Annotated in this window: 13 protein-coding genes; 5 read left to right on the forward strand and 8 right to left on the reverse strand. The window is 62.4% G+C overall.

Annotation, left to right across the window (positions count from 1 at the left end):
- Positions 1-50 precede the first annotated feature (50 nt).
- The 3 genes from BLR35_RS04725 to BLR35_RS04735 all read right to left on the reverse strand — a co-directional run bounded on the left by BLR35_RS04725 (position 51) and on the right by BLR35_RS04735 (position 3,861).
- Positions 51-704 carry a calcium-binding protein gene (locus tag BLR35_RS04725; protein WP_211704963.1) on the reverse strand — a complete coding sequence of 218 codons (654 nt, stop codon included), beginning with the start codon at positions 702-704 and terminating at the stop codon, positions 51-53.
- A gap of 645 nt (positions 705-1,349) precedes the next feature.
- The gene (locus BLR35_RS04730) at positions 1,350-1,943 is read right to left on the reverse strand and encodes a DNA-3-methyladenine glycosylase family protein (RefSeq protein ID WP_090378093.1); all 594 of its coding nucleotides are present in this window, start codon (positions 1,941-1,943) and stop codon (positions 1,350-1,352) included.
- Positions 1,944-2,004: 61 nt separating this feature from the next.
- Positions 2,005-3,861, reverse strand: coding sequence for an L-aspartate oxidase (locus tag BLR35_RS04735; RefSeq protein WP_090379676.1), 1,857 nt, complete (start codon positions 3,859-3,861; stop codon positions 2,005-2,007).
- 136 nt (positions 3,862-3,997) lie between these two features.
- On the opposite strand from BLR35_RS04735, the gene BLR35_RS21225 reads away from it, so the two are divergent.
- Positions 3,998-4,981 carry a metal-dependent hydrolase gene (locus BLR35_RS21225; protein ID WP_090378096.1) on the forward strand — a complete coding sequence of 328 codons (984 nt, stop codon included), beginning with the start codon at positions 3,998-4,000 and terminating at the stop codon, positions 4,979-4,981.
- 133 nt (positions 4,982-5,114) lie between these two features.
- On the opposite strand, the gene BLR35_RS20545 is transcribed toward BLR35_RS21225, so the two are convergent.
- Together BLR35_RS20545 and BLR35_RS04745 are read right to left on the reverse strand one after the other, a co-directional pair.
- Complete coding sequence (locus tag BLR35_RS20545; protein WP_170830963.1) at positions 5,115-5,270, reverse strand: hypothetical protein; 156 nt, start codon at positions 5,268-5,270, stop codon at positions 5,115-5,117.
- A gap of 79 nt (positions 5,271-5,349) precedes the next feature.
- On the reverse strand, positions 5,350-6,504 hold the full coding sequence (locus tag BLR35_RS04745) for a hypothetical protein (protein WP_139169240.1): 1,155 nt from the start codon (positions 6,502-6,504) through the stop codon (positions 5,350-5,352).
- A 315-nt stretch (positions 6,505-6,819) separates the two neighbouring features.
- Between BLR35_RS04745 and BLR35_RS04750 the strand changes: the two genes are divergently transcribed.
- Positions 6,820-7,566, forward strand: coding sequence for a 3-oxoacyl-ACP reductase family protein (locus tag BLR35_RS04750; protein WP_090378102.1), 747 nt, complete (start codon positions 6,820-6,822; stop codon positions 7,564-7,566).
- Here BLR35_RS04750 and BLR35_RS04755 read toward each other — a convergent pair whose 3' ends face one another.
- Entirely contained in the window at positions 7,567-10,098 is a 2,532-nt protein-coding gene (locus tag BLR35_RS04755; protein WP_090378105.1) for a heavy metal translocating P-type ATPase, read from the reverse strand.
- A gap of 69 nt (positions 10,099-10,167) precedes the next feature.
- On the reverse strand, positions 10,168-10,911 hold the full coding sequence (locus BLR35_RS04760) for a helix-turn-helix domain-containing protein (protein ID WP_090378108.1): 744 nt from the start codon (positions 10,909-10,911) through the stop codon (positions 10,168-10,170).
- A 139-nt stretch (positions 10,912-11,050) separates the two neighbouring features.
- Between BLR35_RS04760 and BLR35_RS04765 the strand changes: the two genes are divergently transcribed.
- From BLR35_RS04765 to BLR35_RS04775, 3 genes are all read left to right on the forward strand, one after another.
- Positions 11,051-11,431 (forward strand): hypothetical protein, encoded by a 381-nt coding sequence (locus BLR35_RS04765; RefSeq protein ID WP_139169241.1) that lies wholly within the window; start codon positions 11,051-11,053, stop codon positions 11,429-11,431.
- Complete coding sequence (locus tag BLR35_RS04770) at positions 11,428-12,402, forward strand: hypothetical protein (RefSeq protein ID WP_090378114.1); 975 nt, start codon at positions 11,428-11,430, stop codon at positions 12,400-12,402. The genes BLR35_RS04765 and BLR35_RS04770 overlap by 4 nt, the downstream gene beginning before the upstream one ends.
- A 176-nt stretch (positions 12,403-12,578) precedes the next feature.
- Positions 12,579-13,037, forward strand: a complete 459-nt coding sequence (locus BLR35_RS04775; protein WP_090378117.1) for a hypothetical protein — start codon at positions 12,579-12,581, stop codon at positions 13,035-13,037.
- Positions 13,038-13,332: 295 nt separating this feature from the next.
- Here the strand turns inward: BLR35_RS04775 and BLR35_RS04780 are convergent, their stop codons facing one another.
- Positions 13,333-14,484 carry an acyl-CoA dehydrogenase family protein gene (locus tag BLR35_RS04780; RefSeq protein ID WP_090378119.1) on the reverse strand — a complete coding sequence of 384 codons (1,152 nt, stop codon included), beginning with the start codon at positions 14,482-14,484 and terminating at the stop codon, positions 13,333-13,335.
- Between the last annotated feature and the right edge of the window lie 87 nt (positions 14,485-14,571).

Genomic DNA, 14,571 nt, shown 5'->3' on the forward strand with positions numbered 1-14,571 from the left:
TTTCCGACTCTCTCCGTGGTCGCTACAGCAAAAACAAAATAGAGGCTGGATTAGAAGAGTCCGTCGTCGTCTTCTTCGTTGTCCGGTTCCTCGTCGTCAGGCTCTTCGTCGTCCATCTCGTCGTCCGGCTCTTCGTCGTCGACTTCGTCGTCAGGCTCTTCGTCGTCAACCTCGTCGTCTTCTTCATCGTCGACCTCGTCGTCCTCTTCGTCGTCAACCTCGTCGTCCTCTTCGGGTTCGCCCTCTTCGACCGAGACGTCCACCTCGAGCAGGTTCAGTTCCGTGTCGAGGAACGAGGCGTCGCCGGTCATCGTTACCGAGTCGCCTTCGGCGACTTCGGCGTCGTCCTCGTCCACGAAGATGTGTCCGAGAACGGTCCCTGCGCCGACGTCGAACTGAACGATGTAGACGTCCCAGTCGCCGATGTCGTCGAACTGCTCTTCGTTCAGCCCTTCCAGAACAGTGTCCCGAGTGCCAGACTCGAGTTCTGCGATGACGTCGGCGTTCACGTCAGGGTAGTAGTCCTGCCCGGTGACGACGACTTCGCCTTCCTCGCCGTTATCCATGTCGTCGTCTTCCTCGTCGTCCTCCTGAGCGGTTGCAGTAGCGGTAGCGCCAGCACCGGCCGCGAGTGCTGTTGCAGCCAACGTCCCTTTTTTCATAAACGAGCGCCGTGAGTCTCCGTGTAGGTCTTCCTCACTCATATCTCTCATGCCCTCGTGGGCAACGGCGCTTGGCCCATAATTTGCATAAGTAGCTACGTCTGTTTCACTACGTCACACGACCATTTCACAGGTTAATGCCGAGAAGTGTCCGAGACAGCCGTCTCCGCCGCCTTCTATGTCTGGTTTTTTACACTCTCCAAAAGATATGATTGCCACGGAGAGTCATCGGCATCCCGTATCAAATAGATTGTTTATAGGGACGACCTCGGGCGGGAAAGGTGTTTAAATGTCCTGTAGCCGCCTCCCACAGACAGTACGGGTTTCGAACCGAACGCGTGCCCCATCGAACGTTTCGCCGTTCCCATACTCCCATTTCCATGAGGTGCATACAGTTTCGCCTCTGGACCTATTTCAAAAAGCTAACTTAATCGCGTGATCGGTGCGATGAGTCGCCCGTTACGGGAATTGGCAGACGATTACCGTTCGCCGGCCGCGCATGAAGGGTGTACGTTTATCCCGATGGTGACCACGTTTCGGCCTGGCCCTCCAGAACGCCGGAATTTGGCCTCTGGAGGGCCACGGGGTCGTGAAACCACTTCGGGCTCCAGCCAGTCGAACGAGCGGTCGCTGGAGTCCGTCTTTTCCAGCGAATCAGCACGCCTTCGAGGATATATCGCGTCTCCGTCAGGAGTCCGACTCGTACTCGGCCCAGATGTATCTCGTCGCGACCGACCGATACGGCCGCCACCGGTCGCCGATCTCGCGCATCTCCGCTCGCGTCAACTCCTCGCCGTCGGCGTACAGCTGTTCGATGCCGCGACGGACCGCGAGATCACCTAGCGGGAGCACGTCGGGGCGCTCGAGGACGAAAAGGAGGTACATGCGAGCCGTCCACTCCCCGATACCCTTGATCTCGGTGAGGTGGTCGACCACCTCGTCGTTGGAGTAGTCGGCCAGTCCTGCTCGAGAGTAGTCACTCTCCTGGAACGCTCGAGCGGCGTTTCGTAGGTACTCGATTTTGCTCCGGGAGAGGCCGGCGTCGCGGAGCGCGGCGTCGTCGGCGGCCAGAATCCGTTCGGGCGTCACCTCGCCGTCGAGGAGGTCGAACACGCGTTCGCGGACGGCCGTCGCGCTCGCGGTCGATAGCTGCTGGTTGATGATCGAGATACAGAGTCGCTCGTACTCGTTCCAGTCCGGTTCGACGTACGGGTCGTGGCGGTCGACGAGTTCCGCCATCACGGGATCCTCTCGAAGAACGGGATGGGCCTCTTCTAACATTACCGTCTCGGTTATACAGGACCGGGTAGGCATATGCGTCCCGGTCGCAACTGCTTCCGACTCACTCGAGATGGTGGTAATCCAGTTCGTACCCCTCCTCGAGCGCGTCCTGCACGGGCGGGCTAGGTTCGCCGACTCCACGCCGTCGGATCGAAAGTTCGCCGTCTTCGACCGAGACGACGAGGTTGACCCGCCACTCCTCGTCGATCTCGGGGTAGTCGGTCCGGTGGTGTGCGCCGCGGGACTCGGTTCGCTCGAGGGCCATCCGGAGCATCGTCTCGGCGACGGTGAGGCTGAACGAGAGGTCGACGGCGTACTCGAAGGATTTCGATGTACGGTCGTCGTCGACGTCCAGGTCGGCCGTCCGCGCCCGGAGCGCGTCGAGTTTCGCGAGCCCCTCTCGAAGCTCGTCCTCGTTCCGGAGGATGCCGGCGTGGTTCCACAGCAACTCGCGGAGGTCCGCGAGCAGTTCCGTCGGGCCTACGTCGCCGTCTGCGCCAGCCAGCGACTCGAGCGCCTGGAACTCGCGTTCGGCGACGACCCGCTGGTCGTCGGTTACGTCTGGATCGGTGTCGTCGTCCTCGAGAACGTCCGCGACGTGTTTGCCGACGAGTTTCCCGATCGCGACGGTCTCGGCCAGCGAGTTGCCGCCCAGCCGGTTCGCGCCGTGGACGCCCGCGACGGTCTCACCGACGGCGTACAGCCCGTCGACGCCGGTCTCGCCCGTGCGGAAGTCGACGTCGACGCCGCCCATCGTGTAGTGGGCCGTCGGTGCGACCTCGATCGGTTCCTCGGTGATGTCGACGCCCAGCGACTCGAAGCGTTCGACCATCCGTGGGAGCCGATCGCGGACGTAGTTCGGGTCGCGGTGGGAGATATCGAGGTAGACGCCGCCGTTCTCGGTGCCACGTCCCTCCTCGATCTCGCGGGCGATCGCTCGTGCGACGACGTCCCGGGCGTCGAGTTCCATCTGGTCGGGCGAGTACTGCTCCATGAACCGTTCGTCGTCGGTGTTGTACAGCTGACCGCCCTCACCGCGGACCGCCTCGGTGACGAGTCGGCCATCCCACTCCTCGCCGTAGCGTTCGCCGACCATCCCCGTCGGGTGGAACTGGACGAACTCGAGGTCCAGCAGGCCCGCGCCGGCCTCGAGCGCCAGCGCCTGTGCGTCGCCGTTGTTCTCGTCGTCTCGCGAGGAGTGACGATCGAAAACGGCGGAGAACCCGCCGGCCGCGAGGACGACGTGGTTCGACCGAAAGAGGAGCCCCTGACCGGACTCCATGTCGAACCCGACGGCACCCGAGACGCGCTCGCCGTCCGAGAGCAAGCGCGTGATCATGACGTTCTCGCGGTAGGAAACCTCGAGTTCCTGCGCTCGCTCGATCAGCGTCTCGAGCATGGCCTCGCCCGTCCGGTCGCCGACGAAACACGTCCGCCGGTAGGACTGTGCGCCGAAATACCGCTGGTTGATCTTCCCGTCGTCAGTGCGGTCGAACGGCGTGCCCCACTCCTCGAGTTCGCGGATGCGGTCGGGCATGTGTTTCGTCGTGAGTTCGACGGCTGCAGGGTCGTTCAGGTGGTGGCCCTCGTTCAGCGTGTCCGCGGCGTGGATAGTCCAGTCGTCCTCGTCGTCGAGCGAGCCGAGCGCGGCGTTAACTCCGCCTGCGGCCCACGTCGTGTGTGCGTCGCCGTGGCCGCGTTTTCCGATCACCAGTGGCTCGAGGCCCGACTCGGCGAGTTCGATGGCGACGCGGGCACCTGCCGCGCCCGCGCCGATCACGAGTACCGGCGTGGTGACGACGTCGTACTCGAGACTCTCGCGGTCGACGGCGCGCTCGTCGTGTTCGATTCGGTTTTCGGTGCCGGCGTCCGCACCGAACTGGCGGATTTTCGGTTCGGTGGAGGGGCGTTCTGTCATCACGATTACGTAGGTTGCGAGCGCGTATACGTCCCGTCCCAAACCACGTCGATCGGCCGAATATGGCCGTAATGAGCGTCCTACTGGCACCAGTTCCGTCCGGGAATTTACGGTGTTGTCGCCCGTACGGACGACCATGCAGCCGGTGGTCCATCTGGTCGTCGGCTATCTCTGTTATGCGGCCTATGCACGCTGGACGGACGGCGAACCGCCAGCGTCGACCCCGGCAGCGGTGGCGATCGTCGCCGCGGCGATTCCCGACCTGCTGGATAAGCCACTGTACCACGCCGGAATCACGCCCGTCGGTCGAACGATCGGTCACTCCCTGCTGTTCGCTGTCCCCGTCGTCGCCCTCGCGTGGCTCGTCGCCCGACGCCGCGGCCAGGAGCGACTCGGCGTCGCGTTCGCGATTGGCTACGGCTCGCACGTCGCGACTGACATCCCCTGGCACGTTCTGGCCGGTGACTACCACGAACTCGGCTTTCTCCTGTGGCCGATCACCTACATGCCGGAGTACTCCGGCGTCAAACCGCTTGGAACGGTTCCCAGCCTGGGACTCGAGGCGACGACGCTGTGGCTCGAGGCAGTGATCTTCGTCGGCGGAATCGCGCTATGGTGGCGCGACGGCCGGCCGGGTCTCGATTTCCTCCTCAAGGCCGGCGACCTCGCCCGCCGCCGGAACGACGCAATGGTCACTGAGGATCACGTCCGCGAGGCGAAGCAGCTACTCGAGAAACAGCGGATCGAGGAATCGATGAAGGAACTCACGTCCCACGGCCATCTTACGTTGCTGGCGGTGGTGGCGTCGACGGTCGCCAACCCAAGGGAGGTCCCACTTCGGAAACAGATGATCTACGAGCAGTACCAGGATCTTTCGCAGGCGACAGACACCGACCCGCTCGGCGGTCGAGCGTTCCACAACCACCTCGCCGAACTATCCATGCTCGGCATCCTTGATCGATCGAGACGGAACGAGGGGCGCGCCGGCGGCATCTACTACGAGTACGAGGTCGACGTCTCACTCGACGCCGCACTATCCACTCTCGAAAACCAGCACATGAGCGGCGAACTCGACCTCGAGTCGCTGCGGGAGACCGCCCGCGAGAAAGGACTAATATAGCGTTTTTGGCGGGTCCTCGATTTCTTTGTCTTCACTGTAGACCGTCGGGCTCGAGTTCGTCCCGGAGGAATTGCTGGCCAAACTTATTCAACACCCAGTTGTTCCAAAGAGGGTCAAACTCGAGTGCCCGTACTCAAAACGCCGCTTTTAGGTTCAAAAAGGTGACGTACCCACCGATAACTGCGATAATCACAGCGATAGTCACGACGCTGGGATAGCGGAGGTACGCGACGATACTCAAGAGGCCGAGAACGAACAACACAGCTAATTCGATCGATATCTCGGTCATATGCTTGCTTTTACGGTAACTGAATTAATAAATTCGATTCTGGTCTCACCAGATCTAATCGTCAGAAAAGGTTCTTTAGCTAACTTTTGTCTGCTCCGTCATCTTCAGAAGTGGGACAGGGTTCGTTCGGTCCGCAACTCGGCGGATCGCTGGGAATGTCCGGAATGCTTGGGGGATCGGACCGAGCTTCGCTTGCATTGCCATAACCTGGGATAAGAATAGTCCATTCGTCATCATCGCCTGCGTCACCGATCCAGCTGTGTGGTTGGTCGTACGGCACGGGGCGGCCCCCTGAGTTCTGAATGTGAGAGTAGAAGGTGACTGATGCGTTCTCGCCATGGTCAACCGGAACTCGGACGAGGACGTTGTGCATGAATGCTCCGCATTCCGTAACCAATGTCCCTGAAGTCTCCTTAAGCTCGTACGTCCATTCGTCACTCGTCTGATTTTCGGTATCATATTCGTCCCCGAGGGATGCTGCCATTCCTCCAACTCCCAGAGCGGCGCTCGTTCCCGTCAAGATAGCTGCGGCGCCCGCTCCGACTGGCGGTGCCGCAGCGGCGAGGCCGAAGACGATACTCGCGCCGCCTAGCACTAACGGAAGGTCGTTATTTCCAACATCTATATCGGCTTCTTCCAGGTCCTCTAGATCCGTCGTCCACTCGTCGTCATCAACGTTCGGTATGTTATCCTCGAGGACGTCCTCGCCCATCTCTGCACCGATTCGCGGCGCGTTCGTGGTGACGTTGCTAACGTCGATATCAGTAGACGTAACGCCCAACTCGTGGTCGCGACCAAAGATGTTCATAGGGTGAATTCCGTTGGGGAGGTCCGATTCGTTGAAATCGTCTCGAAGGGCTAGGCCAAAGGATGAAAGCCCAAATTCGAAGATGTTACGCGACCGCCCTTCGTAGACTTCGTTCAAGAATAGTGTCCGGCGAATAGTTACGGAGCCATCGCCGGGATTCGTACCGCTGATTTCACCCTCCCAGTGTCGTTCGTTAATACCAAACTCCAACGGATCAAAATCATCTTCCACGGAGAACGTCTCGTAATCCTTTGGGGCAAAATCGTCGTCCAGCGGATCATAATCGTCGTCTGTGCCGCTGACCGAAGCGCTTCCCAATAGTGGCACTGCAGCGGCTATGCCTGCTGTGCGTAGAAACGTTCGGCGACCGCTGTCGATAGAACCATTCATCGAGCTTGACTTTCCAAGATTGCGATCGTCATGCATGCAAATTATCCAACCATTCTAATAATAATAAATCTATGGAACTATTCGAATTTTGTAATATGTGGTTCTATTTAGTAGTTGTTTATAATTTATTCTGGCTTCACAATCTGTAAGAGCTAATAGACATTGTCTAGTTTAGCGCCCCACTAGTATCCATTTATTGAGGTGTTGGGGGGGGAGGTGGTCGTGTGTTATAGGCTGTGGTGGCGCGACGGCCAGCCGGGTCTCGATCCCCTCCGAAGGCGCTTTTCCTCCCGGTGAGACGCTGACATCGCCGGCTGGGCCTTGACGGGCATTCGACCGGATAGAGCAGGTATGGGCTCTCTCGAGGACAGATCGGCACTAGTTACCGGCGCATCGAAAAGTATCGGACGAGGAATCGCGGAGGCGTTCGCCCGCGAGGGTGCCGACGTGGTGGTGAACTACCACTCGGACGAAGAAGCGGCCGAGGAGACGGTCGAGACGATTGAGGACGACGGCGGGACTGCGATCGCCGTCCAGGCGGACGTGAGCGACGAGGACGAGGCCCGGCAACTCGTCGAGCGGACCACGGCGGAGTTCGGCGGCGTCGACGTACTCGTGAACAACGCGGGCATCCTGGAACCGGCGACGATCGACGAGATGGACGTCGAGACCTGGGACAGGACGATCTCGGTCGATCTCCGTGGAACATTCCTGGTGACGCGGTTCGCTATCGAGGGGATGCTCGAGCGGGGGAGTGGCCGCATTATCAACGTCGCGTCGCAACTGGGAATCAAGGGGGCCGAAGAGCTCACCCACTACTCGGCTGCCAAAGGCGGCGTCATCGCGTTCACCCGTGCGCTCGCTCGAGAGGTCGCGCCCGATATACAGGTCAACGCCATCGCGCCGGGCCCCATCGAGACGGACATGCTCGACGATACGACCGAGGAGTGGCGCGAGAACAAGAAGGCGGAGGTGCCGCTCGATCGGATCGGGACCGTCGACGACGTCGTGCCGACGGCGGTGCTGCTCGCCGGGGACGGCGGCGATTACTACACGGGGCAGACGCTCAGTCCCGACGGCGGGGACGCGATGCACTGATTATCGATCCCGGCTCTCGAGTTCGGGCGTCTCCGGTTCGACGTTCGCGAGTCGCATCGCGTTACCCGTCACGCCGAGACTCATTCCCATGTCGCCGATGACGACCGCGTGGATCACCGTGACGATGCCGAACGGCGCGCCCGCGGCGAGCACCGCCTTCACCGCGAGGCTCGACCAGATGTTCTGCCGGATGACGCCGTTTGCCTTCCCCGAGAGTTCGTAGAGGTACGGAAGGCGGGTGAGGTCGTCGCCTATCAACGCCACGTCCGCCGTCTCGAGTGCCGTGTCGGTCCCCGCAGCCCCCATCGCGACGCCGACAGTGGCAGTCGCGAGGGCGGGCGCGTCGTTGATACCGTCGCCGACCATGGCGACGTGGGCTGGCTCGTCACCCTCTCCGTACTCTTCCTCGAGTCGATCGATCCACTCGAGTTTCTCCTCGGGGAGCAGTTCGGCGTGGTACTCGTTGATTCCGACCTCGTTCGCGATCGCTCGCGCGGTTCCCTCGTTGTCGCCGGTGAGCATCACGACGCGGACGCCCTGGTCTTGCAGTTCCGAGACAGCCCACTTCGCCTCGGGTCGGACGCGGTCCGCGACGCCGACGACGCCCAGCAGTCGGTCCGCAGTGCCGACGATCACGACCGTCTTCCCCTCGGCCTCGAGTTTCGGGACGACCTCCGCGAGCACGTCGAGACAGCCCGGCCGGTCGCACTTCGACGAGGTCTCGTACCCCATCGACTCGAGGCCAGTCCCGCCGTCGGTCGTCGCGTGGACGTGCTCGAGGTCCGCGAGTCCCTCGAACAGGTCCGGCTTGCCGACGTAGTGGGTCTCGCCGTCGATCTCCGCCCGGACGCCCTTACCCGCGAGCGCCTCGAACTCCGAGACCTCGAGGTCGAAATCGACCTCCTGCTCGTCGGCATAACCGACGATGGCCTGGCCGATCGGGTGTTCGCTCCGTCGCTCCGCGGCACTCGCGCGCTGGAGGACGTCTTCCTCGTCTGCGCCCTCGAGCGGGATCACGTCGGTCACCGAGAGGTCGCCCTCGGTCAGCGTTCCCGTCTTGTCCACCGCGAGGACGTCGCTGTCGCCGACCGCCTCGAGGTGTTTGCCGCCCTTGATCAGGACGCCGTTGCGTGCGGCGCTCGTGATCCCCGAGACGACGCTGACCGGCGTCGAGATGACCAGCGCACAGGGACATGAGATCACGAGCAGCGTCAGGCCGACGACGAACCAGTAGCTCCAGGACGCACCGAAGGCAAGCGGAGGGACGACTGCGGCCGCGACCGCGATCACGACCACGATCGGCGTGTAGACGCTCGCGAAGCGATCGATGAACTGCTCTCGCTCGGTCTTCTCGCGCTCGGCGTCCTCGACCATTCGGATGATCCGGGCGAGCGTCGAGTCGTCGGCCGCGCGTTCGACCTCGACCTCGAGATAGCCCGACTCGGAAATCGTTCCGGCGTAGACCTCGTCGCCGTCACTCTTGTCCTCGGGGACGCTCTCGCCCGTGATCGGCGACTGGTCGACTGCACTCTGGCCCTCGCGGACGGCGCCGTCGGCGGGAATCTTCTCCCCCGGTCGGACGACGACGGTGTCACCGATCGAGAGATCGTCCGCAGGGATCGTTTCCTCGCTGCCGTCCTCGCGCTTGACGGTCGCGGTGTCCGGCGAGAGGTCCATCAATTCCCGGAGGGAATCGCGGGCGCGGTCCATCGAGAACCGCTCGAGCAGTTCCGCGACCGAGAACAGCACGGCGAGCAACGCCCCCTCGAAGGGGTGGTGAGCCGCGACGGAGGCGACGATGCCGACGCTCATCAGGAAGTCGATGTCGAGGCTCCGGTTTCGCGCCGAGTAGTAGCCGTTGCGCAGGATCGGCGTCCCGGCGACCGCGACTGCCGCGATAAAGAGGAGATGCGAGAGTGCGTACTCCCGGCCCACGATCGTTCCCACCAGCGGGTTGGATTCGGGGACGACGAACGCGAGGGCCATCCCGACCGTCACGAGGACGGCACCGACCGCAGTACCGATAGCCCGGCGACTCCGCCAGACGGCTTGTTTCTCGGAGAGCGGGTCGGTGTCGTCCGACAGCGGCGTCGCCTCGTAGCCTGCGCTTTCGATGGCCTCGACGACCGTCTCCGCGTCGGTTCCGTCGGCAACCGCTACCGTCACGCGACCGGACGTCGGCCGAGTCTCGATCCCGGCGACGCCCTCGAGGTCGCCGAGCGCGTTCTCGACCTTGCCGGCACAGGAGGGACAGTCCATCTCGGGGACCGACAGCGTAAGTTCGCCGCTCGCGTCCTCGATCCCGTAGCCCGCGGCTCGAACGCGCTCGCGGATCTCCTCGGGGGCTGTGACCGTCGAATCGTACTCGACGATCAGCCGACCGCTCGTTACCCGCGGCTCTATCTCGCCGATGCCCTCGAGCGTCTCGACGCTCTTTCGTACCTTGCCAGCACAGGACGGACAATCCATATCGGGTACCAGAAGCTCGAGTTGGCGACTCGAGTCCGGCGATTCGGAAGGCGACTCGCTCATCACTCTCCGGTAGTCACCGCGGAACCATACCGGTTGTTTGGCGCACGCCAAACGAGGTGTCGGTCCGCGCTAGAGTCGCGCCAGTTGCTCGAGCGAGTCGTCGGTCGCGGCAAACGCCGTCGCGAGTTCGGCCTCGGCGCGTCGGAGTCGGTAGGAGAGCGTCGACCGGGGAATTCCGAGTTCCTCGGCCAGTTCCGAGAGTTCGACCTTTCGGGGCGTCTCGTAGTAGCCGCGTTCGACGGCCGCGTGCAGTGCCTCGCGCTGTTCGTCCGGAAGCGACTGCTCTACGTCCGGGGTGGTACGTTCGGGATCGAGTTCCGTCAGTCGAAGCATCTCCATCCCAGTACAGTCGCCGACCTCGTCGCCCAGTCCATCGAAGAAGTCGTGAATCGGCGCGTCGTTTCCGAGGACGATCCGCCACCGGTAACGGCGACCCTCGCGATAAGTCTCGAACAGCAAACCTTCGCCGAGTTCCTCGAGCGCGACGTGTGGAACCGACGTGCAGACGTCGGTCCGATCCCAGTAGGTGTAGACCACGAGCGTCCCGTTCGACCGGTCGAGTATCTGGACCTCACACTCGGCACCGCAATCGTCCTTGACAAGACAGTCCGCGAAGAAATCGGCGTCCTCGTAGGCGTGCTCGAGTTCCGCGAGCGCCTCGTCGGGCCCCTCAGCGTGGTCGACACGCCAGAGACTGTCTTCCGTGACGTGACACGACAGCGACCGGATCGAAGCATCGGGATACGCCGCGAGTACGTCCGCGACGGGATTCGTCCCGGCTTCGTACTCGAGGGCGAAGACGAATTCTCTCATTGACTCGTCGTACGGTTCGGCGAGACAAAACGCTCCCGGCGTCGCGGCGGGGCGACGTGGACGACGAGCAGTGCAGTGGCGGCTTTCGTTATCGTTCAGTCCACAAACTGTTTATATTTTATCTTGGAATGGTCGTTAAATGAATCGTCGAGCGTTCCTCGCAACCCTGCCAGCTGTCCTCGCTGGCTGCAATGCTGTCCAGCGAGCGCCAGATCGCCGTCCCGACGCACCGGAGGTGAAAGCGATCGCCAGCGCAGACCACGACACGGACGTCGTCACGTTCACCGTCGAGCAGGCCACCGGTTTTCGTCCGACCGTCGTCGACACGGTGTACGTGGAATCGCCCGGCGAACAGCGACACGTGTGGATCGACGCCGGAGACGCCGAAGGAGACGAGTCCCTCGTCGACGATGGGGACTCGTTCGCCGTCGACGCCGAGGACGCCGGTCAGTACCGCCTCACCGTCGACTACGTGGACGGCAGGACGATCTCACTCGCACAACTCGAGGTGGAGCCGTGACGGAACGCGGTCTCGACCGTCGTCGTCTCGTCCTCGTCGCCGTCGTACTGGTCTTGCTCGTCGGCGTCGCCATCGTGGGTGTGCGACTCGCGGATCAGCGCGTGATGCTCGACCGCGGCGAACCCGCTGTCGACACTGACGGCGATCCCGAGGCGATGGTTGTCGACGCGGCCCAGCGATTCCACACGACGGAATTCACCGCCGAGCGTACCACGACTGTCCGCGACGTAGAGACGACGAACTCGACCCACGAACTTCCCGCTGACCCTGAATCGACGCTCCCCGACGACGGCGTCGTACTCGACCAGGAACTGACGGTTCACCACGAGACGCGCCAGGTCCGCGTTGACTACCGGACCGACCACGAGCGGAACGTCGACGACACCCTCGTCCACGTCGGGCCTCCAGGTGGCTCCTTCTGGGAGCTCATGGAGTTGCTCCTGGGAGCGGGCCTGGACACCACCGGCGAGGCGACGCTGTACGCCGACGACGCGGGTATCGTTGTCGACGGACCGCTATACACCGATCCGGTTCGCGAAGCGGCCGACGACGGCATCACCTACGAAGAGAACTACGACGACGTGGTCTACCAGTTCCACGACCCGCGCCAGCCGTGGGAGGTCACCGACCGTGCCGACGGTGCCGTCGTCCTCGAACTGACCGATCCCGACGACTACTACGACGCAGTGCGGATGTCCCCACTAGAACGACACGTCGAGATCCACGACGAGAGCGCTGTCCGCGTGCACATCGACGAGGACAGCGGATACATCACGACGGTCGAAGAGGACCGCGTCGTCACTCAGGAGGACGCTGACCGCATTCGCGGGGAGGACGACCACGAACTCGAGCAGCGAATCCACTACCGTATCGTCACCGAGTACGAGTACGGCGTCGATTCGCCGTCACCACCCGCAGACGCCCCGAGCAGGTCGTGGGCGGAGTGGCTGCTGGACCTCGTGCGCTACTAGTCGACTCTGCCCGTCCCGGGATCGCGGCTTCGCCAGTTCTCATCGTTCGAACGGGCCAGGATCGGGACGCTGCCAGTATCCGGTACCTCGACCAGTAGCCACAGGATAGATGGTTGTCTCTCGAGTGGACTGGTGGGGCGACAGATGGTTTTCGCTCGGCCTCGTACACGGTAGCGATGGCACGCCCGGAAGTCGTCCGGTGGCTCCGCGGCCTGTGGTCGTTCTACCGGAGCTACACGAACACGGCCGTCCACACGGCAGCGACCGCTGCACTCGCAATCTTCGGCATTCTCGTCTTCGTCGACCCCTGGTTCGCGGTGGTCGCGATCGCCTGTTACGTCCTGCCGCCCGTCGTGCTGTACGTCCGTATTGGTGAGCGCTCGTCTCTCGAGGACGAACACCAGTCGACGCAGGCCGATCAGGATACCGAATCCGATCCGCTCGAGTCGACGGACGATGGCTCGAGGGAAAGAGATCACTCGAGGACGATACCGGACACGGCTGTCGGCAACGGCGACACCGACAGTGATGCTGGCGATGGTGACACAGATTCGGACAGCGATTTTGATGACGGAGACACTGATTCGGATAGCGACGGTAACGATGGTGACACCGACTCGGACAGTGACAGTTGAAGGAGTTGAACCCGAGCGTCACAGAAAATTGGCCGGGAGCGCATCCGAACGAAAGTGAGGGTGCGCGACCCGGGGAAGGGCAGGCTATTCGCCGAGAAGTCACCGCGAGCGACTGTAAGGAGTGAGCGAAGCGAGGCGGTAACGCCGCCTCGGAACCGCGAACGGCGAAGCCGTGAGCGGGCCGACGACTGACCCGGAAGCCGCGTTCACGCGGCTGGAGGGGAAGGAGGAGTGCTTTTCATCAAAGTTTTGCCGAGTGTGGTCGCTTTGCGACCACACGCAGAGCAAAAGTTTGTTAGAAGCCCTTACCGAGCATTTCGCGGGCGATGACGTTCTTCTGGATCTCGCTGGTGCCCTCGTAGATCTGGGTGATCTTGGCGTCGCGGTAGAACCGTTCGACGGGGAAGTCGTCGACGTAGCCGGCGCCGCCGTGGATCTGGACGGCTTCGTTGGCGACGTCGACGGCGACGCGGGAGGCGTACTCTTTGGCCATCGACGCGAGCTTGGTGATGTCTTCGCCCTGGTCGACGTTCCAGGCGGCCTTGTACGTCAGGTTGCGGGCGGCCTCGGTGTCGGTCGCCATCTCCGCGAGCTTGTGCTGGATGGCCTGGAACTCCGAGATCGACTGGCCGAACTGTTCGCGGTCCTGTGCGTACTCGAGGGCGGCGCGCGTGGCACCTTTCGCGATACCGACGCCCTGTGCGGCGACGGCGGTTCGGGTTTCGTCGAAGAACTGCATCTGCTGCATGAACGCGGCGTCTTTGGTTCCGACGAGGTTCTCCTCGGGGACGCGGACGTTGTCGAAGATGACCTCGGCGGTGTCGGACGAGCGGATACCCAGTTTGCCGGTGATCTTCTCGGTTTTGACGCCGTCGCGGTCGGTTTCGACGACGATCTGGCTGAAGCCGTTGTAGCGGCCCTCGGCGTCGGGGTTGGTCTTTGCGAGGACGACGAGGAAGTCGGCGACGGTGCCGTTGGTGATCCACATCTTGTTGCCGTTGAGCACCCACTCGTCGCCGTCTTTCTCGGCGCGCGTCGAGACCGAGGAGACGTCCGAGCCGGTGTCGGGTTCGGAGATCGCGGCACCCGAGATCTTCTCGCCCAGTGCGACGGGCTCGAGGAAGCGTTCCTTCTGGTCTTCGGTACCGAAGTTCATGATCGCCTCACAGCCGAAGGAGGTGGAGACGATCGACAGCGCGATACCGGGGTCGTAGGAGAACAGTTCCTCGGTGATGATCGCGGTGTCGAGGATCGAGTAGCCAGCACCGCCGTACTCCATCGGGATGTACGACCCGGTCAGACCCATCTCGGCGGCCTTGTCGATGACGTCGTGGGGATATTTCTCTTCCTCGTCGTACTCGCCGGCGACGGGGACGATTTCGTTCTCCGCGAATCGCTGTACTTCTTCGCGAATCTGTTGCTGTTCTTCGGTGAGTCCGAATTCCATAGACATTACTTACCGAGCGATCGATAAAGACCTTTGTAACCAGATATAAACTGAATTGTAGTTTGGTTTACGAAATAGGGAAACGTT

This window comes from Natronobacterium texcoconense (genome assembly GCF_900104065.1).
GTDB lineage: Archaea > Halobacteriota > Halobacteria > Halobacteriales > Natrialbaceae > Natronobacterium > Natronobacterium texcoconense.

Bases quoted from the DNA above. Each gene is read 5' to 3' on its own strand.
- BLR35_RS04745 (WP_139169240.1), bottom strand. From the start codon at position 6,504: ATGCATGACGATCGCAATCTTGGAAAGTCAAGCTCGATGAATGGTTCT.
- BLR35_RS20545 (WP_170830963.1), bottom strand. From the start codon at position 5,270: ATGACCGAGATATCGATCGAATTAGCTGTGTTGTTCGTTCTCGGCCTC.
- BLR35_RS04735 (WP_090379676.1), bottom strand. From the start codon at position 3,861: ATGACAGAACGCCCCTCCACCGAACCGAAAATCCGCCAGTTCGGTGCG.
- BLR35_RS04750 (WP_090378102.1), top strand. From the start codon at position 6,820: ATGGGCTCTCTCGAGGACAGATCGGCACTAGTTACCGGCGCATCGAAA.
- BLR35_RS04755 (WP_090378105.1), bottom strand. From the start codon at position 10,098: ATGAGCGAGTCGCCTTCCGAATCGCCGGACTCGAGTCGCCAACTCGAG.
- BLR35_RS04775 (WP_090378117.1), top strand. From the start codon at position 12,579: ATGGCACGCCCGGAAGTCGTCCGGTGGCTCCGCGGCCTGTGGTCGTTC.
- BLR35_RS04725 (WP_211704963.1), bottom strand. From the start codon at position 704: ATGAGTGAGGAAGACCTACACGGAGACTCACGGCGCTCGTTTATGAAA.
- BLR35_RS04760 (WP_090378108.1), bottom strand. From the start codon at position 10,911: ATGAGAGAATTCGTCTTCGCCCTCGAGTACGAAGCCGGGACGAATCCC.
- BLR35_RS21225 (WP_090378096.1), top strand. From the start codon at position 3,998: ATGCAGCCGGTGGTCCATCTGGTCGTCGGCTATCTCTGTTATGCGGCC.
- BLR35_RS04780 (WP_090378119.1), bottom strand. From the start codon at position 14,484: ATGGAATTCGGACTCACCGAAGAACAGCAACAGATTCGCGAAGAAGTA.
- BLR35_RS04765 (WP_139169241.1), top strand. From the start codon at position 11,051: ATGAATCGTCGAGCGTTCCTCGCAACCCTGCCAGCTGTCCTCGCTGGC.
- BLR35_RS04730 (WP_090378093.1), bottom strand. From the start codon at position 1,943: ATGTTAGAAGAGGCCCATCCCGTTCTTCGAGAGGATCCCGTGATGGCG.